Annotated in this window: 20 protein-coding genes; 13 read left to right on the top strand and 7 right to left on the bottom strand. The window is 42.1% G+C overall.

Annotated features, from left to right (window positions below; translation table 11 throughout):
- Window positions 1-187: 187 nt before the first annotated feature.
- The 6 genes from AACQ38_RS04905 to oppF all read left to right on the top strand — a co-directional run bounded on the left by AACQ38_RS04905 (window position 188) and on the right by oppF (window position 7,538).
- The gene (locus AACQ38_RS04905) at window positions 188-1,825 is read left to right on the top strand and encodes an ABC transporter substrate-binding protein (RefSeq protein WP_165577563.1); all 1,638 of its coding nucleotides are present in this window, start codon (window positions 188-190) and stop codon (window positions 1,823-1,825) included.
- A 138-nt stretch (window positions 1,826-1,963) separates the two neighbouring features.
- Window positions 1,964-3,604 (top strand): oligopeptide ABC transporter substrate-binding protein OppA, encoded by a 1,641-nt coding sequence (gene oppA, locus AACQ38_RS04900; protein ID WP_165577562.1) that lies wholly within the window; start codon window positions 1,964-1,966, stop codon window positions 3,602-3,604.
- Window positions 3,605-3,688: 84 nt separating this feature from the next.
- Window positions 3,689-4,609, top strand: coding sequence for an oligopeptide ABC transporter permease OppB (gene oppB, locus AACQ38_RS04895; protein WP_011146715.1), 921 nt, complete (start codon window positions 3,689-3,691; stop codon window positions 4,607-4,609).
- Between the two features lie 14 nt (window positions 4,610-4,623).
- Window positions 4,624-5,532: an oligopeptide ABC transporter permease OppC gene (gene oppC / locus AACQ38_RS04890; RefSeq protein ID WP_011146714.1), complete on the top strand. Its 909-nt coding sequence runs from the start codon at window positions 4,624-4,626 to the stop codon at window positions 5,530-5,532.
- Window positions 5,533-5,541: 9 nt separating this feature from the next.
- Window positions 5,542-6,540, top strand: coding sequence for an ABC transporter ATP-binding protein (locus AACQ38_RS04885; protein ID WP_165577561.1), 999 nt, complete (start codon window positions 5,542-5,544; stop codon window positions 6,538-6,540).
- Window positions 6,537-7,538 (top strand): murein tripeptide/oligopeptide ABC transporter ATP binding protein OppF, encoded by a 1,002-nt coding sequence (gene oppF, locus AACQ38_RS04880; RefSeq protein ID WP_011146712.1) that lies wholly within the window; start codon window positions 6,537-6,539, stop codon window positions 7,536-7,538. The genes AACQ38_RS04885 and oppF overlap by 4 nt, the downstream gene beginning before the upstream one ends.
- Before the next feature lie 128 nt (window positions 7,539-7,666).
- Here the strand turns inward: oppF and AACQ38_RS04875 are convergent, their stop codons facing one another.
- Entirely contained in the window at window positions 7,667-7,996 is a 330-nt protein-coding gene (locus AACQ38_RS04875) for an HI1450 family dsDNA-mimic protein (protein ID WP_113025908.1), read from the bottom strand.
- A 111-nt stretch (window positions 7,997-8,107) separates the two neighbouring features.
- A complete protein-coding gene (cls, locus tag AACQ38_RS04870; RefSeq protein WP_041380093.1) occupies window positions 8,108-9,568 on the bottom strand; it encodes a cardiolipin synthase in 1,461 nt (486 codons plus the stop codon).
- 371 nt (window positions 9,569-9,939) lie between these two features.
- Between cls and AACQ38_RS04865 the strand changes: the two genes are divergently transcribed.
- Window positions 9,940-10,122, top strand: a complete 183-nt coding sequence (locus AACQ38_RS04865) for a YciY family protein (RefSeq protein ID WP_011146709.1) — start codon at window positions 9,940-9,942, stop codon at window positions 10,120-10,122.
- A gap of 101 nt (window positions 10,123-10,223) precedes the next feature.
- Window positions 10,224-10,904, top strand: a complete 681-nt coding sequence (gene tonB / locus AACQ38_RS04860; RefSeq protein ID WP_011146708.1) for a TonB system transport protein TonB — start codon at window positions 10,224-10,226, stop codon at window positions 10,902-10,904.
- Window positions 10,905-10,966: 62 nt separating this feature from the next.
- Here tonB and yciA read toward each other — a convergent pair whose 3' ends face one another.
- A complete protein-coding gene (gene yciA / locus AACQ38_RS04855) occupies window positions 10,967-11,398 on the bottom strand; it encodes an acyl-CoA thioester hydrolase YciA (protein WP_011146707.1) in 432 nt (143 codons plus the stop codon).
- 77 nt (window positions 11,399-11,475) lie between these two features.
- The gene (locus tag AACQ38_RS04850) at window positions 11,476-12,012 is read right to left on the bottom strand and encodes a septation protein A (RefSeq protein WP_011146706.1); all 537 of its coding nucleotides are present in this window, start codon (window positions 12,010-12,012) and stop codon (window positions 11,476-11,478) included.
- Between the two features lie 213 nt (window positions 12,013-12,225).
- On the opposite strand from AACQ38_RS04850, the gene AACQ38_RS04845 reads away from it, so the two are divergent.
- The 4 genes from AACQ38_RS04845 (at window position 12,226) to AACQ38_RS04830 (ending at window position 16,203) form a co-directional block, all read left to right on the top strand.
- Complete coding sequence (locus AACQ38_RS04845; protein WP_165577560.1) at window positions 12,226-13,983, top strand: SulP family inorganic anion transporter; 1,758 nt, start codon at window positions 12,226-12,228, stop codon at window positions 13,981-13,983.
- Between the two features lie 265 nt (window positions 13,984-14,248).
- Window positions 14,249-14,800 (top strand): Ail/Lom family outer membrane beta-barrel protein, encoded by a 552-nt coding sequence (locus tag AACQ38_RS04840; protein ID WP_113025905.1) that lies wholly within the window; start codon window positions 14,249-14,251, stop codon window positions 14,798-14,800.
- A gap of 524 nt (window positions 14,801-15,324) precedes the next feature.
- Window positions 15,325-15,873 carry an Ail/Lom family outer membrane beta-barrel protein gene (locus tag AACQ38_RS04835; protein WP_165577559.1) on the top strand — a complete coding sequence of 183 codons (549 nt, stop codon included), beginning with the start codon at window positions 15,325-15,327 and terminating at the stop codon, window positions 15,871-15,873.
- Between the two features lie 183 nt (window positions 15,874-16,056).
- Window positions 16,057-16,203 (top strand): hypothetical protein, encoded by a 147-nt coding sequence (locus tag AACQ38_RS04830; protein WP_165577558.1) that lies wholly within the window; start codon window positions 16,057-16,059, stop codon window positions 16,201-16,203.
- On the opposite strand, the gene AACQ38_RS04825 is transcribed toward AACQ38_RS04830, so the two are convergent.
- Window positions 16,149-16,919: a YciC family protein gene (locus AACQ38_RS04825; protein WP_165577557.1), complete on the bottom strand. Its 771-nt coding sequence runs from the start codon at window positions 16,917-16,919 to the stop codon at window positions 16,149-16,151. The genes AACQ38_RS04830 and AACQ38_RS04825 overlap by 55 nt on opposite strands.
- Window positions 16,920-17,368: 449 nt before the next feature.
- On the opposite strand from AACQ38_RS04825, the gene ompW reads away from it, so the two are divergent.
- Entirely contained in the window at window positions 17,369-18,010 is a 642-nt protein-coding gene (ompW, locus tag AACQ38_RS04820; protein ID WP_113025903.1) for an outer membrane protein OmpW, read from the top strand.
- A gap of 36 nt (window positions 18,011-18,046) precedes the next feature.
- Here ompW and trpA read toward each other — a convergent pair whose 3' ends face one another.
- Window positions 18,047-18,853, bottom strand: coding sequence for a tryptophan synthase subunit alpha (gene trpA / locus AACQ38_RS04815; protein ID WP_113025896.1), 807 nt, complete (start codon window positions 18,851-18,853; stop codon window positions 18,047-18,049).
- Entirely contained in the window at window positions 18,853-20,043 is a 1,191-nt protein-coding gene (trpB, locus tag AACQ38_RS04810; protein WP_165577556.1) for a tryptophan synthase subunit beta, read from the bottom strand. The genes trpA and trpB overlap by 1 nt, the downstream gene beginning before the upstream one ends.
- Window positions 20,044-20,068 lie beyond the last annotated feature (25 nt).

The following is a 20,068-nucleotide window of genomic DNA, read 5'->3' as shown; positions in this document are numbered from 1 at the left end:
ATTAATGTAATAAGTCGTACTAAGTTGTTTGTAAGGATGATTTTTGCAATATGAGAGCGATATTTTAACAATTGATATGATAAGTTGCCTTTAATATTTAATCCGTTACTTTGGGTTAAATAATGTGAAGATACCGGCCTTGATGGGATATGTGGAATGAACCGGTCCATCAAACTGGAGGTAAAAAATGAAGATCAAACGATTAAAATTACATAAGTTTATTTCCTGTATATTTTTATTATCGGCGTTTTCTGTTACAGCCGTGTCTGCCGCTGAACTTCCAGATGGTGTGAAACTTGCGGATAAACAGCAGATTATTATTAATAATGGCGCAGAAGTTGCCTCGCTTGATCCACATAAAGTCGAAGGTGTACCAGAAAGCAACATTATTCTTAATCTCCTGGAAGGGTTAGTGAGGACGGGTTCTGAGGGAGAAGTTGTGCCAGGCGTTGCGACCCATTGGGAAAATCAGGATTACAAGGTATGGACTTTTTATTTGCGTGATAATGCTAAATGGAGTGATGGAACGCCTGTCACTGCCCACGATTTTGTCTATAGCTGGCAACGGTTAGCTGACCCAAAAGTGGGTTCACCTTATGCCAGCTATCTTCAATATGCTTACGTTGAAAATATTAGTGATGTTCTAAAGGGTAAAAAATCGCCTGATCAGTTGGGGGTAAAAGCGCTGGATGATCATCGTTTGCAGGTGACTCTGACGCACCCCGTGCCTTATTTCGTCAGTATGCTCAGCCATACGGCAATGAAACCCGTCAAAAAGGATGTGGTCGAAAAGTTAGGTAATAAATGGACGCTACCAGAAAACTATGTGGGTAATGGGGCGTATCTGTTAAAAGAGTGGGTGGTCAATGAGCGGATAGTGATCGAACGCAACCCGCGATATTGGAACAATGCAAAAACAGTTATTGATCAAGCGACTCTTTTACCCCTTCAATCCGAAACCAGTGATATTAACCGCTATCGTAGTGGAGAGGTAAATATCACCAACAGCGCCATTCCGCCGACTCTGTATCAGAAAATGAAAAAAGAGCTCCCTGAACAGGTTCGTGTCAGTCCATATCTTTGTACGTTTTATTACGAAATTAACAACAAAAAACCGCCATTTACTGATGTTAGAGTCCGCGAAGCTGTCAAATTAAGTCTCGACCGGGATATTATCGCTGGAAAAATTATGGGGCAGGGGCAAATCCCGGCTTATGGTTTCACGCCAACATTTATCGGTGGTGGCGATTTTGTTAAGCCAGAATGGGCTAATTGGACACAGGAGCAGCGCAATAAACGCGCCAAAGAATTGTTAGCCCAAGCCGGTTTCAATCAGGCGAATCCATTGAAGTTCACCTTGTTGTACAACACCTCTGAGCAAAATAAACAACAAGCTATTGCTGCCGCTTCCATGTGGAAAAAGAATCTGGGAGCGGATGTGATTTTGCAGAATCAGGAATGGAAAACCTCTCTTGAAAGCCGCCATCAAGGGAATTATGAGGTGACCAGAGCAACCTGGTGTGCCGATTACAATGAACCTACAGCATTTTTAAACATGTTGTTGTCAGACAGCAGTAATAACACCACTTTCTATCAGAATAAAAATTTTGATAGCTATCTGGAACAGGCGTTACTCGCTAAGGATGCTATTGAGCGTAAGAAATTATATCAACAAGCCGAGTTTCAACTGGATAAAGACTCGGTGCTGATTCCCGTTTATTACCGGGTGAGTGTACGGCTTGTTAGCCCATCAGTGGGAGGGTTTTCAGGGAAAGACCCATTGGATTATATGGATATTAAGCGACTGTATAGGATAAAAAATTAGACAGTAGCTTTATTCAAAAGAGTTACTGAGACCCTGCAAACAAAATCGTTCCTTTTGTATGCAGGTGGTAATCCACCCCTTATTTCTGGGCCGTCGGCTGATAAAAAGTCTGACGATGTAAAATTGGAGTAGAAAAAGATGATAAACACAACGAAAAAGAGACTACTTACTGTCAGCATCAGCGCTGCACTGAGTATGATAATGGCAAGTCAGGTCTTTGCGGCAAAAGTGCCTGATGGCGTTCAATTAGCGGATAAACAGATTTTAGTCCGTAATAACGGTTCTGAACCGCAATCGTTAGACCCGCATAAGATTGAAGGAGTACCAGAATCACATTTGGCCCGCGATCTGTTTGAAGGGGTCGTCATCGTTGGTCCGAATGGCGAAATTTTACCAGGTTCTGCGACCAATTGGGAAAATAAAGACTTCACCGTCTGGACATTCCATATGCGTAAAGATGCTAAGTGGTCTAATGGTGATCCTGTCACTGCGCATGATTTTGTTTACAGTTGGCAGCGTTTGGCTGATCCTAATACCGCTTCTCCCTATGAAAGTTACCTCCAGTATGCCCATATCACCAATATTGATGACATCATCAGTGGTAAAAAGAAACCAGATGCTCTGGGAGTAAAGGCGCTGGATGACTATACATTGCAGCTTACATTGAGCGAAGCGGTTCCTTATCTACCAAGGCTTTTGGCTCACTCTTCAATGTCACCGGTGCATAAAGCGACGGTAGAAAAATATGGCGAAAAATGGACTCAGTCACAGAATTTTGTCGGTAATGGGGCTTATAAACTGAAAAATTGGGTAGTTAACGAACGTATTGTGATGGAGCGCAGCCCAACATATTGGGATAACAAAAATACCGTTATTGATCAGGTTACTTTCCTGCCAATTTCGTCAGAGGTCACGGATGTCAATCGTTATCGCAGTGGTGAAATTGATATGACTTATACCAATTTGCCGATTGAGCTATTCCAAAAACTGAAAAAAGAGATCCCGAACGAGTTGCACATTAACCCACAATTATGTACTTATTATTACGAAATTAATAACGAAAAACCCCCATTTAATGATCCCCGCATCCGTACTGCACTGAAATTGGCTATGGACCGCGACATTGTGACCAATAAAGTAAAAGCACAGGGTGATATCCCGGCTTCCGGTTATACACCGCCGGTGACTGATGGTATGAAAGAGATGAAACCGGTGTGGTTTACTGGTTGGAGTCAGGAACAGCGCAACCAGGAAGCCAAAAAATTACTGGCTGAAGCGGGTTATAATAAAGATAATCCATTGAAATTTAATTTGCTTTATAACACCTCTGATCTACATAAAAAAATTGCAATCGCGGTAGCTTCTATTTGGAAGAAAAATTTAGGTGCTGATGTTCGTTTAGAAAACCAAGAGTGGAAAACTTTCCTTGATACACGACATCAGGGGAATTATGACGTGGCCCGTGCTGGCTGGTGTGCCGATTACAACGAACCTTCTTCATTCCTGAATTCAATGCTTTCTTACAGTAGTAATAACACGGCTCATTATAAGAGTGATGAGTTTGATAAACTGATGAAACAATCTCTGAAAGTGGCAACAGATGATGAACGTGCTGCTGTTTACCAGCAAGCAGAAGCGCAGTTAGATAAAGATTCGGCTATTGTCCCTCTCTATTACTATGTGAATACCCGGTTAGTGAAGCCCTATGTTGGTGGCTATACAGGGAAAGATCCTTTGGATAATTTACACACCAAAGATTTTTATATTATCAAACACTAACGTTGTAAAGCAGCCCGGAGAGGGCTGCTTTAGGGTCAAATTATTTTAAGGCCAGGGTTGAGGGCCAACACATAGGAACGGGCGATGCTTAAATTTATTTTACGCCGTTGTTTAGAGGCGATCCCGACACTTTTTATCCTTATCACTATTTCGTTTTTCATGATGCGGTTAGCGCCGGGCAGCCCATTTACCGGTGAACGGAAATTGCCACCAGAAGTGCTGGCAAATATTGAAGCGAAATATCATCTGAATGATCCAATTTATAAACAATATTTTGATTACTTAATTCAACTCACTAAAGGAGATTTTGGGCCCTCTTTTAAATATAAGGACTACTCTGTTAACGATCTTGTGGCAACAGCGTTTCCAGTATCGGCTAAATTAGGCGTCTCGGCATTTATCATGGCGGTTGTCTTGGGGGTCAGCGCCGGGGTTATTGCGGCACTTAATCAAAATACCAAATGGGATTATACGGTTATGGGGTTCGCCATGACGGGGGTTGTTATCCCGGGGTTTGTCGTGGCACCGTTACTGGTGCTGGGGTTCGCTATTCATCTTAAATGGCTACCGGGAGGAGGCTGGAATGGCGGTGCGCCTAAATATATGATTTTGCCGATGGTGGCATTGTCTTTGGCTTATATCGCCAGTATCTCCCGTATTACCCGGAGTTCGATGATAGAAGTGCTGCACTCTAACTTTATTCGTACTGCGCGAGCTAAAGGGTTGCCATTGCGCATCATTATTTTCCGCCATGCTTTAAAGCCCGCATTATTACCGGTTATCTCTTATATGGGGCCTGCTTTTGTCGGCATTCTTACCGGCTCAATGGTGATTGAAACGATCTTCGGGTTACCGGGAATAGGGCAGTTGTTTGTTAATGGCGCATTGAACCGTGACTATTCGTTGGTGTTAAGTCTGACTATTTTAGTTGGTAGCTTAACGATTCTGTTCAATGCGATTGTTGATGTATTGTACGCTGTTATCGATCCGAAGATTCGTTATTAAGACTGGAGCACGCAATGATAGTTAATAAACAAAATAGCGAAGCTCTGGAAAATTTCTCTGAGCAATTAGAAATTGAAGGCCGTAGTTTGTGGCAGGATGCACGACGTCGTTTTATTCACAACCGGGCAGCGATTGCCAGTTTGTGTCTGCTATCTTTGATTACCTTGTTTGTGATCTTGGCACCGATGTTAGCTCAATTTACTTATGACGATACTGACTGGGCCATGATGTCGATGCGACCTGATTTTGAATCTGGTCACTATTTTGGTACCGATTCTTCCGGCCGTGATTTACTGGTGCGTGTTGCCATTGGGGGGCGCATTTCATTAATGGTTGGGGTGGCAGCCGCTTTGGTTGCGGTCGTCGTCGGGACCTTATATGGATCATTATCCGGCTATATGGGCGGAAAAATAGATTCAGTCATGATGCGTATGTTGGAAATCTTGAACTCATTTCCATTTATGTTCTTTGTGATCCTGCTGGTGACCTTCTTCGGACAGAATATTTTTCTGATATTTATCGCCATCGGTATGGTGTCATGGTTGGATATGGCGCGTATTGTCCGCGGTCAGACACTGAGCTTGAAACGTAAGGAGTTTATTGAGGCGGCGTTGGTGTGTGGTGTGCCAACCCGTCATATTGTGCTGCGCCATATTGTCCCTAATGTGTTGGGAGTGGTGGTGGTTTATGCCTCTTTATTGGTGCCAAGCATGATTCTGTTTGAATCATTTCTTAGTTTTCTGGGATTGGGAACTCAAGAGCCGTTAAGCAGTTGGGGCGCATTGTTAAGTGATGGTGCGAATTCGATGGAAGTTTCCCCGTGGTTGCTGATGTTTCCTGCCGGTTTTCTGGTGGTGACACTGTTTTGTTTTAACTTTATCGGCGATGGCTTGCGTGATGCCCTCGATCCGAAAGATCGTTAAGGAGGTAACATGGACAGCGTTAGAAACCAGAAAAGTTCTGAGCCGTTGTTAATTGTTAAAGAGTTGGACGTGACTTTTAGTACCCCTGACGGGGATGTTACCGCGGTGAACAAGCTGAATTTTGATTTACGAGCGGGGGAAACGCTGGGAATTGTGGGGGAATCTGGTTCTGGCAAATCACAAACCGCTTTTGCTTTGATGGGGCTACTGGCCAGAAACGGCAAAATTGGCGGTTCCGCTATTTTTAATGGTAGGGAAATTCTTAACCTTGAAGAGAAAGCGCTTAACCGCATGAGAGCAGAAGAGATATCAATGATATTTCAGGACCCAATGACATCTCTCAATCCCTATATGCGTATCGGCGATCAGCTTACAGAAGTATTGATGTTGCATAAGCATATGAGTAAAAGTGAAGCATACCTTGAATCGATACGGATGCTGGATGCCGTCAAAATGCCAGAAGCACTTAAGCGAATGCGGATGTATCCTCATGAATTTTCTGGTGGGATGCGTCAGCGTGTGATGATCGCGATGGCGTTGTTATGTCGACCAAAATTGCTGATTGCTGACGAACCGACAACCGCACTTGATGTCACGGTTCAGGCTCAGATTATGACTTTACTGAATGAGCTGAAACGGGAATTTAATACCGCGATTATTATGATTACTCACGATTTGGGGGTGGTTGCTGGTATTTGTGACAAAGTGTTGGTGATGTATGCGGGGAGAACGATGGAATATGGTTCGGCCCGTGAAGTGTTTTATCAACCAACCCATCCTTATTCTATTGGCCTGCTTAATGCTGTTCCACGTCTTGATGGTGATGAAGCATCGTTGACGACCATTCCCGGAAATCCACCTAACTTATTACGGTTGCCGAAAGGGTGTCCGTTCCAGCCACGCTGCCAGTTTTCAGTAGATCGTTGTGTAAATTGTGATCCAGGGTTAGAGACATTTGGCAACGGGCGTTTGCGAGCTTGTTTTAAAGCACCGGGGGAATTGGTATGAGTCCGATTGAAGAAAGACGTGTGCTGCTGGAAGTAGCAGATCTGAAAGTTCACTTTGATATCAAAGATGGCAAACAATGGTTTTGGCAACCAACAAAAACCTTGAAAGCGGTTGATGGTGTCACATTAAGATTATACGAAGGGGAAACCCTTGGTGTGGTTGGTGAATCCGGTTGTGGTAAATCGACTTTTGCGCGTGCAATTATCGGATTGGTTAAGTCTTCCGGTGGTTCGGTAACGTGGTTGGGAAAAAGCCTGCTGGATATGGATGATAAACAGTGGCGGGATATTCGTAGTGATATCCAGATGATATTCCAGGATCCATTAGCATCCTTAAACCCGCGAATGACGATTGGCGATATTATCGCTGAGCCACTGCGCACTTATCATCCGAAGATGAAAGGGCTGGAAATTAAAGAGCGGGTAAAAGCCATGATGATGAAGGTTGGGTTATTACCGAATTTGATTAACCGTTATCCGCACGAATTCTCTGGTGGTCAATGTCAACGTATTGGAATTGCCCGTGCACTTATCCTTGAACCTAAATTGGTGATTTGTGATGAGCCGGTATCTGCACTTGATGTATCCATTCAGGCTCAGGTCGTTAACTTGTTGCAAAAATTACAACGAGAAATGGGGCTGTCGCTAATTTTTATCGCTCATGATCTGGCGGTGGTTAAGCACATATCTGACCGTGTACTGGTGATGTACCTTGGGCATGCGGTGGAGTTGGGTACTTATGATGAGGTTTACCATAATCCACAGCACCCTTATACCAAGGCGTTGATGTCGGCGGTACCGGTGCCTGATCCAGATAAAGAACGAAATAAACACATTGAATTGTTGGAAGGGGAATTACCGTCACCTATCAACCCGCCATCAGGATGTGTTTTCCGTACACGTTGCCCGATGGCAGATCCTGAATGTGCTAAAACCCGACCATTGATGGAGGGGAGTTTCCGCCATGCCGTGTCTTGTTTGAAGGTTGATCCATTGTAGTTATTGAGGGACACTCAATGTGAGAGTTACTTTTGGGGTTTTATATCAGGATTCAGACCTGCCTTAAAACGGGTAGCTCTCACTTTTTGCATAAAAAAGAGCAGATCAAAATAACTGACTTTAATTTTTCACTCTTTCCATAAAATATGGTAAATCGGGTGAGATTTTTCTCGACAAATAAGGATGCGGGCAAAAACATCGTTGATCTCAGCATCCTCAGATTCTGCTAGCCCGATAATGACTTCGGCAAAGAAATCAGGGTTTGGATTGAAATCCACGTGTTCAAGCCACCCATCAGAAGGGGGCAGTAATTCTGCGCCGCCACGTATTTCGAATTGTAAGCTAAATAGCAGAATATCAGCGGGGTCAAGGTTGAACGAAGCCAGTTCGAGAAAGATGTCATAGGCTTTCTCAAGGGTTTCATCTTCTGTCATGCGGTTATTGAGGTCTAAATCCATAGCTTGTGGAGATCTGTTGTCCATATTGATTTATTCGTAGGTCATGATGAAGAATTAAAGCATGTTGAAGCGTTGATTGGTACCCCCGTCTTTACAAGACGAGGGTATTGGTCACAGTAGCGGGCTAAAGAAGTAACAAATACGCTCAATAATCCGATGCCACAAAGGGCGTTGTTCCCACTCATGAGTTTCCAGCAATGTAGAATGGGCGATGTAATCGTATTGCACCAGCGTCAGATCATTACCAAAGTTTTCATCATCAATCACCACGGTAATTTCGAAATTTAGCCACAGGCTACGCATATCGAGATTAACGGAACCCACCATGCTGAGTTGGCCATCAACTAAAACGCTTTTAGTATGTAGCAATCCATCTTCAAATTGATAAATCTTAACACCGGCGTTTAATAGTTCAGCAAAAAATGCCCGGCTTGCCCAACGAACTAAAAAGAAATTATTTCTGCGTGGAACGATAATAATAACCTCAACCCCTCGTAAAGCGGCGGTGCAAATAGCATTTGTCAGGTCATCACTGGGAACAAAATAAGGGGTAGTTAAAATCAGTTGCTTACGGGCAGAGAAAATAGCCGTCATTAAAGATTGTTGAATCAACTCTTCAGGGAATCCGGGGCCGGATGCAATAACCTGAGTTGTGTGTCCACTGGCCTGTTCAAATGGCATGATATTGTTATCTGGTGATGGCGGAAAGATACGTTGACCTGTTTCCATTTCCCAGTCACAAGCGTAAATAACCCCCATGGTTGTAGTAACCGGTCCTTCCATTCGTACCATGATATCGATCCATTGCCCAACACCGGCATCTTGTTTAAAAAAGCGTGGATCGACCATATTCATACTGCCGGCATAAGAGATATAATCGTCTATCAAGATAATTTTACGATGCTGGCGCAGATCCATACGGCGTAGAAATAGACGGAATATATTGACTTGCAAAGCTTCAACAAATTCAATTCCCGCCTGGCGCATGATATCCGGGTATTGGCTACGGCAATATAACCAGCTACCGGCTGAATCCACCATAATACGGCATCTGACTCCTCGGTGTGCTGCGGCCATAAGAGCATCCGTCACTTGCTCAACCAAGCCGCCGGTTTGCCAGATGTAAAACACCATATCAATACTGTGTTTGGCATTCTCAATATCTTTGATAATGGTTTTTAGTGAATGGTCATAGGTTTTCAGTAGTTGGATCTTGTTACCTTTAACACCCGCCAGCCCTTGCCGTCGTTCGCAAAGCTGGAATAGTGGTGTCGCGACTTCGCTATTTTCTGTCGCGAAGATATGGCGAGATTTGCGCAATTCTTCAAGCCATACGGTTGTTGAAGGCCACATGGCTTTTGCTTGTTCAACTCTGCGTTTTCCCAAATGCAGCTCACCAAATGACAGGTAAGCGATGATTCCAACTAAGGGTAGGATATAGATAATCAGCAGCCAGGTCATAGCAGAAGTGACCGGCCGGCGCTTTATCAGAATGCGTAAAGTGATACTGGCAACAATTAGCCAATAAAAGAAAATAGCAAGCCAACTTAGGACGGAATAAAAGGTTGTCATATTCGGCAATCAATCCTGTTTTGTTCAGACATCTTTGGTGGCGTTTAACGCGGTTTCCTCAAGACTCGGGATATACCTGTTATCTTTCAAGTTGCCTCTTTGTTGGCTACACTCTCTCACCCCGGTCACATAGTTATCTATGCTCCCGGGGATTCGCTCCCTTGCCGTCGCGATGCATCTTGAAATCCATAGGGTATATAAACGATCTAATTAACTTGGTGAATTTACCAAAAAATCGGCAAATATACTGCAAGCATCATACTTGATATTGGTCATTTCGCATTATTGATACAAAAAGTACTATCCAGATACGCCTTGGATATCTTTTTTAAAGGCTTATAATGAGCGTGATGTTTTTATAGGTAGGTTTTATGAAACGTAGTCGGAATGAAGTAGGGCGGTGGCGGATGTTACGCCAGAATCTCAACCGCCGTCGCCGTTGGTTGGAAGGGCAATCAAGACGTAATTTGCGTATTTATTCACTACGTAAATTAGATGGTTATAAACAGCGTCGAGCTTTATTGTTTGTTCAGCATGGCGAATGGATACATTGAAAAAATAATATTTTTGGCCTTATATTCACGCTCACCTACAATCTTTATTGAATATGATTGCTATTTGCATTTAAACTAGCAGTCATTCGAGGATTGACTTTATGCTGCTAATCAAGAATTCCCTTATGCGCTGGATACATTGGCCAATATTGTTGTCAGTTTGTTTACACGTTTCTGTTGCTGCCGCACTTTTTTGTTCTGCAATACCGGAAAAGCAGCCTGATGCTGCACTTATGTCTGTTGCTATGATTCAGTTAGCTGCCGAAGAAGCGCCTGTTTCAGAACCGGCAGCACCAGAACCTGAATCAGAGCCAGAGGAGCCGGAACCTGTTCCAGAGCCGGTAATTCCAAAACCAGAGGTGAAGAAGCTAAAACCGGAAGTGAAGAAAAAGATTGTTAAAAAGCAATCTGAACCCGTTGAAAAGAGGGCTGAGCAACCGGAAAAGCCGTTGTTTAATCAGAATGCATTAGCTAACCGTACTGATAATAATCAGAATAAACCGGTGGTTAAACCGCAGAATGGGCCAAGAGCATTAAGTAAAGCGTTACCTGTCTATCCATCCAGAGCGTCAGCTTTGGGCACCGAAGGTTATGTGAAAGTCAAATATGATATTGATGAAGACGGACGGGTAAAAAATATAGAAGTGATTGGTGCTAATCCACCTAATGTTTTTGAACGGGAGGTGAAAAAAGCGATGAGAAAATGGCGCTTTGAAAAAATACCCGCGCTTGGTTATATCACAACCGTCGAATTTAAAATTACGGGTATATCTCAATCCTGATTGTCGGGGAAATGCAAAATAAAAAAGGAGCATTATTAACACGCTCCTTTTTCGATTAATGTTTATTCGCTAGTACTGCTAGCGAGTTGAAAGTGGGTTTTACCTTCTGGTAACCGACGTGAAGTATTATCTTCATTTACCGCAACATAAGTGAATACCGCTTCGGTTGCACGATAGCGTTGGCCGACAGGTTCAGAGGCGACTTTCTTCACCCAGACTTCAATGTTGATGGTAATCGAACTGTTACCGGTTTTGAGGCAATGTGCATAGCAGCAGACGACATCACCAACGGCAACAGGTTTCAAGAAAGTAATACCATCTACTCTGACAGTGACAACACGGCCTTCCGCAATTTCTTTTGCCAGAATTGCACCACCAATATCCATTTGTGACATTAACCATCCACCAAAAATATCTCCATTGGCGTTGGTATCAGCGGGCATAGCCAGTGTGCGGAGGACTAACTCTCCGTTAGGTAATTGTTGTTGTGTCATTGAAAACTTTACTTTATTTGATGAAAAAACAATACCTGCCTACAGACGATAGCAGGCAGGTATCCATTTGAATAGGGTTACTTCTGTTCGCGTGGCAGGTGACGGTAAATATATACTACACTGAGCACGGTGAAAACCAGAGTCAGGGCAGTCAGACCAAATACTTTAAAATTAACCCAGACATCTTGTGGTAACCAGAATGCGACATAAATATTAGCCAGCGCGCAGGCTGTAAAAAACAGCGCCCATGCCATATTGAGTTTATTCCAGACAAGATCGGGTAAAATTAACTCTTTTCCTAGCATTTTCTGAATAAGTGGTTTTTTCATAAACCACTGGCTGCCTAGCAAAGCTAATGCGAATAATGCATAAATTACAGTGACTTTCCATTTGATAAATAGATCACTGTGGAAAGCTAAAGTTAACGTACCGAAAACAGCAACCATGATAAACGTGATCAGGGAGGCTTTCTCTACTTTCCGGTAGATGAAATAAGTCATCGCGACAGCTAAACCGGTAGCGGCGATCAACGCCCCGGAAGCGTAGAAAATGTCATACATCTTGTATACGACAAAAAAGACGACTAGAGGTAGAAAGTCTAAAAGTTGTTTCATATTTGAACCTATTGTAATTTCGGCATCTGATTATCATCCGATAATGGACTAGCAGCAACAGTACGGTTTTATCTTTCAATAAAAAAGGTTTTTATCGATCGGTTTCGCACAATTTTACCATAAAGAGCGGCGTAATTAACTTCCGGTTGTCAGTGAACATATAAGGCAGCATTATAACGAAAACCCGTTGAAAAATAAGAGGGCATAAACCAGATGCAGTGGAAAAAACTACAGCGTTGGATGCCAGGGTTGGGCAATTTTTCTCATTATCGCAAGGAATGGTTTAGTCATGATTTAAGAGCTGGGCTTTCTGTTGCCGCAGTTGCTCTGCCAGTTGCTATTGCTTACGCCGAATTGATGGGAATAAGTGCAATTATCGGTCTTTATGCATGCATTTTACCCATGTTCGCTTATGCACTATTTGGTACTTCAAGACAGTTGATTGTCGGGCCAGATGCCGCAACGTGTGCTGTTATTGCCGCGGCTGTCGCGCCATTGGTTTTTGGTAATGAAGATGTACGCTGGCAGCTCACGATCGTAATGACCTTAATGACCGGGATATGGTGTGTTCTCGCCAGTCACTTCCGGTTAGGCGCGTTTGCTGATTTTCTTTCCAAACCGATCCTGAAAGGATTAATGAACGGTGTTGCATTGACAATCATTGTGGATCAGCTAGCTAAAGTCTTTGGTTTTGCTGGCGTTCCGGTGGGATTGATTGAACGGGTGATCGCATTACCTGCCAAGCTCATGAGTACACATTTACCGACGTTAGCAATGTCTGTTGCTATGGTATTGATTTTGCTCACTGTTCGTTTCTTGCGCCCGACTTGGCCGGGGCCTTTGTTAGCAATGGTATTAGCGACTTATATAAGCTGGCAATTTGATCTGGAAAAATATGGCATTCAGATTGTTGGCAGTGTCAGCGGTGGGGGATTACCTGTTGTGCCAATGCCCGATTTTCAGCCTGGCATTATGCGTGAGCTAGTTATCCCATCTTTGAACCTTGCTGTTATCAGTTTTGTCAGTTTTATGATGACGGCCCGTAGCTTCGCCAGTAAAAACGGTTATCAGATTGATGCAGATTGTGAACTTAGGGCCTTAGGCATTGCGAACATTGCTTCTGCTTTATCACAAGGATTTGCTGTCAGTGCTGCCAGCAGTCGTACTGCGGTTAATGATGCGATTGGTGGGAAAACGCAATTGGTCTCTGTTATTGCAGCGACCATTATTTTGCTGGTTTTGTTATTTATGACTCGTTTTCTGGCTTATATCCCATTGTCATCTCTTGGTGTGGTGCTGATTTATTCGGCATCGTCATTGTTAGGCTTACGGCAGATTTGGTCACTGAGGAAACGAAATCATCAGGCATTTACTTTATCACTATTTACATTCATTGCCGTGCTGGTGGTTGGTTTGATTAACGGTGTTGGTTTCGCCGTTCTGCTGGGTTTATTACAGTTTTTGCGAATTATATTCCGCCCGACAGATCAACTCTTGGGAGTGAATGACCAAGGAATGATTCATTCAATTAATCATGGCAATGATATTAAACCAATAGATGGTGTGATGATGTACCGATTTAACTCGCCATTGACTTATTTCAATGTTAGCTATTTTAAAAAACGGGTACTACAGCATGTCGACAGAATTCAAAAAATTAACAAAACGCAAAAACGTCCGGGTTGGCTGGTTGTCGATGCGGCTGTTAGTTTTACCCATGATGATGTCAGTGTCTTTGCTGCTATTGATGAGTTGATTAGTGAATTGAAAGTAAGAGATATCACCTTGGTGCTCGCCGGTCGTCGGACAGAACTTACCCGTTGGATAAAACAGAATAAACTGCGAAGTAGTGATGACGATCTGATTGTGGTGCCCGATCTCTATTTTGCGGTCCGAATGATTCAAAGTAAGCCTGAATGGTACTCTAATTACGCTAAAAGATATAATAGCGTTATTGAAATCAACCAATGAATACGATAAATAAAATAATAACATTGATGATTATAATCGAGAAAAATAGTTCTTAATTCCCGAACGTATGATTATTGACTGCTGCTCTTCTATTAACTGAGATATCAGATCCTGAATACCTGCTTTATTTAAAAATTTCTTGTTAAAAAACAATATGATTGAAGTATTAAGTATTTACTACCACGTTACATTTTGTTTTTTGATAAGTATATTTTAACAAAGCAAAGTCATTATTACTTGTACAATAACTATTTAGGACGTTCCAATGAAAAAGGCATTGATAGCCTCAGCAGTGGCAGTGGGTTTATCTGTATTCGCATTTGCAGCAAATGCCGGTGAACATACGATTTCTGGTGGATATGCTCAGAGTCATGTGAAAGTTGATGGTGAAAAGCTTGATGAAAACCCAAAAGGCTTTAACCTGAAATATCGCTACGAGCTGGATAATAATTTTGGTGTTATTGGTTCATTCACGCTGACACATCAGGGTTATGATTACTATTATGGTAGTAGCAAGATTGGTACTGGTGATTTAGATTATTATTCTCTGATGGCTGGTCCTACATATCGCTTTAATGAGTACGTGAGTGTATACGGTCTGGTGGGTGCTGCACACGGAAAGGAAAAAGCAAAGGGTAATGCTGCTGTATTGGGCTATGACGTTGAATATAAAGAGAGTAAGACCTCTGCTGCTTATGGTCTAGGATTGCAATTTAACCCTATGCCAAATTGGGTTATTGATGCATCTTATGAATATTCAAAACTGGGTGATTTCAAAGTTGGCACTTGGGTAATTGGTGCTGGTTATCGATTTTAAATAGTGTTTCCAATGTAGTCGTTCCTTTAAAGGGAATTCAGTCCAACTTTTGTGATCTGTGCAATCACATTAAGTGACTGAAGATAATAAATGAATGTTAGAACCAACTCTCTGTTAGCTTGTTAGCTTGTTAGATAGTTTATCTATTAAGTCTATCGAAATAATGAAAATAGAGAGAACATATTTTCATCAGGGATTATTGAAAGCGGGTATCCAGGTTTAGCCATGTAATCTGAAGATTATTCCTTTATTAGTTATCACTATCTATTTTATACAAAATTCCCTGTGGTAAAACAGGGAATTTTTTTGCGTTTATTCCAATAGTAATAAAGAACTAATAAGTACGAGAAATAGTCGATTGCAGTGGGAAGATTTCCATGATACAGCGGAGCAGTCACTAGTTTCTTAGTTAAACGGGAAATTAACAATAAACGAGATTGAGTTGTTTTCTATTGATTGTTGATAAATAATCGCGCCTCGTAATTAATCTTTTCTATAATTTTATATAATATTAGGGATTTTCAATGAAAAGAACATTAGTGGCTTCAGTGGTAGCGGTAGGTTTATCTGTATTTGCATTTGCGGCAAATGCCGGTGAAAGTACGATTTCGGGTGGTTATGCTCAAAGTCATGCAAAGTTTAAAGATAGTAAGATTGATGATCATCCAAAGGGTCTTAACTTAAAGTACCGTTACGAATTGGACAATAATTGGGGCGTTATCAGCTCATTTACGTATACATATTTGGGTTACGAGTTTCATAACGGTGGCCGAAAAGTAGGTAAAGCTGATATGGATTATTATTCTCTGATGGCGGGCCCTACATATCGTTTTAATGATTATATTAGTGCATATGGTTTGGTTGGTGCTGCACATAGAAAGGTAAAGGGTGAAGATTTTGTTTCGGGTTATGACTTTCTTAACCATAAAGAGAGTAAAACATCAGTGGCTTATGGCCTAGGATTACAGTTTAACCCTGTGCCAAATTGGACTATTGATACATCTTATGAATATTCAAAAATGGATGACTTCAAAATAGGCACTTGGGTAGTTGGTGTTGGTTATCGGTTTTAATTAAAATTCGCTAATTGATCTCTAATTAGCTCTCTTTTCTATAGAATTCCCTGTTGAAAAACAGGGAATTTTTTTGCATTTTAGATCAATCCAGCTATAACAGCTTATTCTGTTTATCCCCTATGGATTTCAAGATGCATCGCGGCGGCAAGGGAGCGAATCCCCGGGAGCATAGATAACGATGTGACCGGGGTGAGAGAGTGCAGCCAACAAAGAAGCAACTTGAAAGATGACGGGTATATCCCCATAGTTTTATCACTATGGGGCTTTGTTTGTTATATTGATTTTTGTTGTGGAGAGGTAATCAGCATATACAACCGGTATAGATAAATCAGCAAAATAGCTGAAATGAGGTTATTAAACACACCGAGAATAATCCCTGCCATCTCGCTGTGAATGAATGTTAGGCGGTCAATAATAAACACCAGCAAGAGCCTCGCGGTCAGCCATAAAAGAATTGCCGGAACCAGCAAGCGAATATTGGCAAATGCCAGTTTCCAGCTTATTTTCATAGAAGCAAAAACGCCGCGACGCTCAGCAGTCATAATCACGGGTGATAACGCCAGCGCGATCGACAAAATAATGCCTGGTACCAGCATCAGCATTAAGCCAAATTGAATCAACAGAGTGCAGATAAGCAGTAACAGGAACAGTTTCGGTAATTGGCTTGCTGATAAACCAATTGCCTGTAATGAAGAGATACGATTTCCCGCTGAAACTGCCGCAACCAGTGTCAATACACCCCCAACCAGTAGCACGCTACCAATCATGCTTGAGAAAATGGTTCCGATTCCCGCACGCATGATCATTGATTGTTGCTCTGGAGTCATTTGAGACACCAGCTCCTGAATACCGGCCTTGCCTGAGGTAGCAAACGTGAATTCTGCTTCTGTCAGCAACTTCATCTGTTCGCTGTCAGGAATAAACAGGTGCCCCAATAAGGTGGTAACCAGAGCCGCCAGAACGGCCAGGGTCAGGGTACTTAACAGTTGATTCTTGAAAAAGTTAAAACTGTCACGGTACAGGGTATTCGCCGTGATTGGCATGAAGACAGCTCCTATCAGGTTAAACAACAATTATCAGGTTAAACAACAATGCATAGGGGATGATTGTACCTTGTTATGGGGAAACGTGGATAGTAGAAACGAGATGATACGGATAAATTAATGGTTAGTTGTGATTGTTGATAACAGAAAAAAATTCTTCACATTATATTTTTAAGATAAAAATAAACATAAAATTAACCTTATTAAAACATAATGGAAATATAATGAGAGGAAAAATAAAACATCGGAATGGGTAAAAAGATTTCTAACTGATTAATAATAAATAACTTTGATTTGGATCAAGTTAAAATAATTCCTAATTGAAATAATAATATTATAGATATGCGGTTTTACTGAATTTTTTTGAAAGATGTGATCTGTCTTGGATCATGATTTCTAATATATGAGTATATTTTGACTGACTTTAAATCACAGGAATGGGATGAATAATGAAAAAAATTTCTGCATTTGTATTAGCAGCGGCAACTTTAGCACCATCATTCGTTTTTGCTCATGAAGCAGGTGATTTTATTTTCCGCACAGGTACGGCAACAGTAAGACCTAATACGGGTTCTGATAATGTATTGGGGGTGGGTTCTTTAAGTGCGGATAATAATACCCAGATGGGTTTAACTTTCAGTTATATGATGACCGATAATATTGGTTTCGAATTACTGGCAGGGACACCCTTCCAGCATCGGGTAAGTTTACCGGGTGCTGGTGATATTGCCAAAGTAAAACATCTACCGCCGACATTAATGGCGCAATACTATTTCGGCTCTAAAGAAAGTAGTTTCCGTCCTTATGTTGGTGTTGGTCTTAACTATACCACTTTCTTTAACGAAAAATTCAATGGTAATTCGGCTGTTAAAGATAATAATTTACATAGTTTGGATTTGAAAGATTCCTGGGGTGTGGCGGGGCAGGTTGGTCTGGATTATGAGTTAGATCAGAATTGGATGTTGAACGCCTCTGTGTGGTGGGTAAACATTGAAACGGATGTGAAATTTAAAGCAGGTGACCAGCAATATAAAATTGATACCCGGCTTGATCCGTGGGTATTTATGTTTGGGGTTGGCTATCACTTTTAATATAAAAATGGGGCAGATTTTGCCCCATCTTTTGTATTAAAGTTGCGTGGCAGACTTCATTTTTGATACAAATTCAGTCAGTTCTTTCAGCATTATTTCTGGCTGAGAAAGATTTTCTTCGATAATTTTAACGATGGCAGATCCTGAAATGGCTCCTGCTGCGCCACTCGCTAATGTTTCTTTTACCTGCTTAGGTTCTGAAATACCAAATCCCTGTAACGGTGGTGCAGCATGATATTCTCGTAGTTTATTGACTAGATGATTTAATGGTTTTTCACCTCGTCTTTCTATACCGGTTACTCCTGCTCTTGATAATAAGTAGGTATATCCGCGGCCATAAGAAGCAATTTCACGTAATAGTTCATCTTCCGCGTCGGGGGGACAAATAAAAATGGGGGCAATCCCATGTTTCATGGCTGCGGTACGGAATGGCTGTGATTCTGACATAGGAACATCTGCAACTAATACCGAATCGATATCTGTATCTTTGCAACGGTGGTAGAACTCATCTATTCCATGATGAAAAACCAGGTTGGCATACATTAATAAACCAATAGGAATATCAGGATATTTTGCCCGAATTTTTGTTAATAGTTCAAAACAGAGCGTGGGAGTTACATTTGAGGAGAAAGCGCGTAGATTAGCATTCTGAATTGTCGGGCCGTCAGCCAGCGGATCGGAAAAAGGAATACTTAACTCAAGAGCATCAGCACCACCGGTAATCAGTGCATCAATAATTTTCAATGATAATTCTGGGGTTGGATCACCGAGTGTGACAAAGGGGACAAAAGCACCTTGTTTACGACTTTCCAGTTGCTTAAATAGCTGCTCGTAACGTTCCATTAGATTTCCCCCCTAGATTTTAAAATATCGTGGACAGTAAATATGTCTTTATCACCGCGACCAGATAGGTTAACGATCAGTAATTGCTCTTTATCAGGAGTTTGATGGATCATTTTCAAAGCATAAGCCAGCGCATGAGAGGATTCGAGGGCTGGAATAATACCTTCCTCACGGGAAAGGGTTTTGAATGCTTCTAATGCTTCATCATCGGTGATGGAAACATAGTCAGCCCGTCCAATGCTGTTCAGATAGGCATGTTGAGGGCCAACGGAAGGGAAATCCAGACCGGCGGAAATAGAATAAGATTCTTCAATCTGGCCTTCATCTGTCTGCATCATCGGCGATTTCATACCAAAATAGATACCCAATTTACCATGTTTCAATGGAGCGCCATGTTTACCGGTTTCGATACCGAGCCCGGCAGGTTCAATACCAATCAGGCGGACCGATGTTTCAGGAATAAATTCGGCAAACATACCAATGGCATTGGAGCCCCCACCAACACAAGCTAACACGGCATCGGGTAGACGTCCCTCTCTTGCCAGAATCTGGGATTTGGCTTCTTCGCCGATCATACGCTGGAACTCTCGGACCATCGTTGGATAAGGGTGTGGTCCGGCGGCAGTCCCTAATAAATAGTGGGCTTTATCATAGCTACCAGACCAATCACGTAACGCTTCATTGCAGGCATCTTTTAAGGTGGCAGAACCGCTGTGAACCGGAATAACTTCGGCTCCCATCAGGCGCATGCGGAAAACATTAGGGGATTGGCGCTCCACATCTTTAGCACCCATATAAATGCGGCATTTCATATTTAAAAGTGCGCAGGTAAGGGCGGTGGCTACACCATGTTGACCGGCACCGGTTTCTGCAATAATTTCGTTTTTGCCCATGCGTTTCGCTAATAGAGCCTGACCAAGTACCTGATTGGTTTTATGAGCACCGCCGTGTAATAGATCTTCTCGTTTCAGATAAAGGCGCGTTTTGGTGCCTTTTGTCAGATTACGGCATAACGTTAATGCCGTTGGCCTGCCTGCATAATTTTTCAGTAAATCTTGAAATTCTTGCTGGAATTCGGGATCTTGCTGAGCGGCAATAAATGCGGCTTCTAATTGTTCAAGGGCGGGAATAAGGATCTGCGGTACAAATTGTCCACCGAAATCACCAAAATAGGGGTTAAGCTTACTCATTATTCTATTTTTCCATTGTAATTAA

The organism is Photorhabdus sp. RW14-46 (genome assembly GCF_963887965.1).
Lineage (GTDB): Bacteria > Pseudomonadota > Gammaproteobacteria > Enterobacterales > Enterobacteriaceae > Photorhabdus > Photorhabdus laumondii.
Note: the sequence above shows the minus strand (reverse complement) of the source record. Positions and strands in the feature narration are given on the sequence as shown.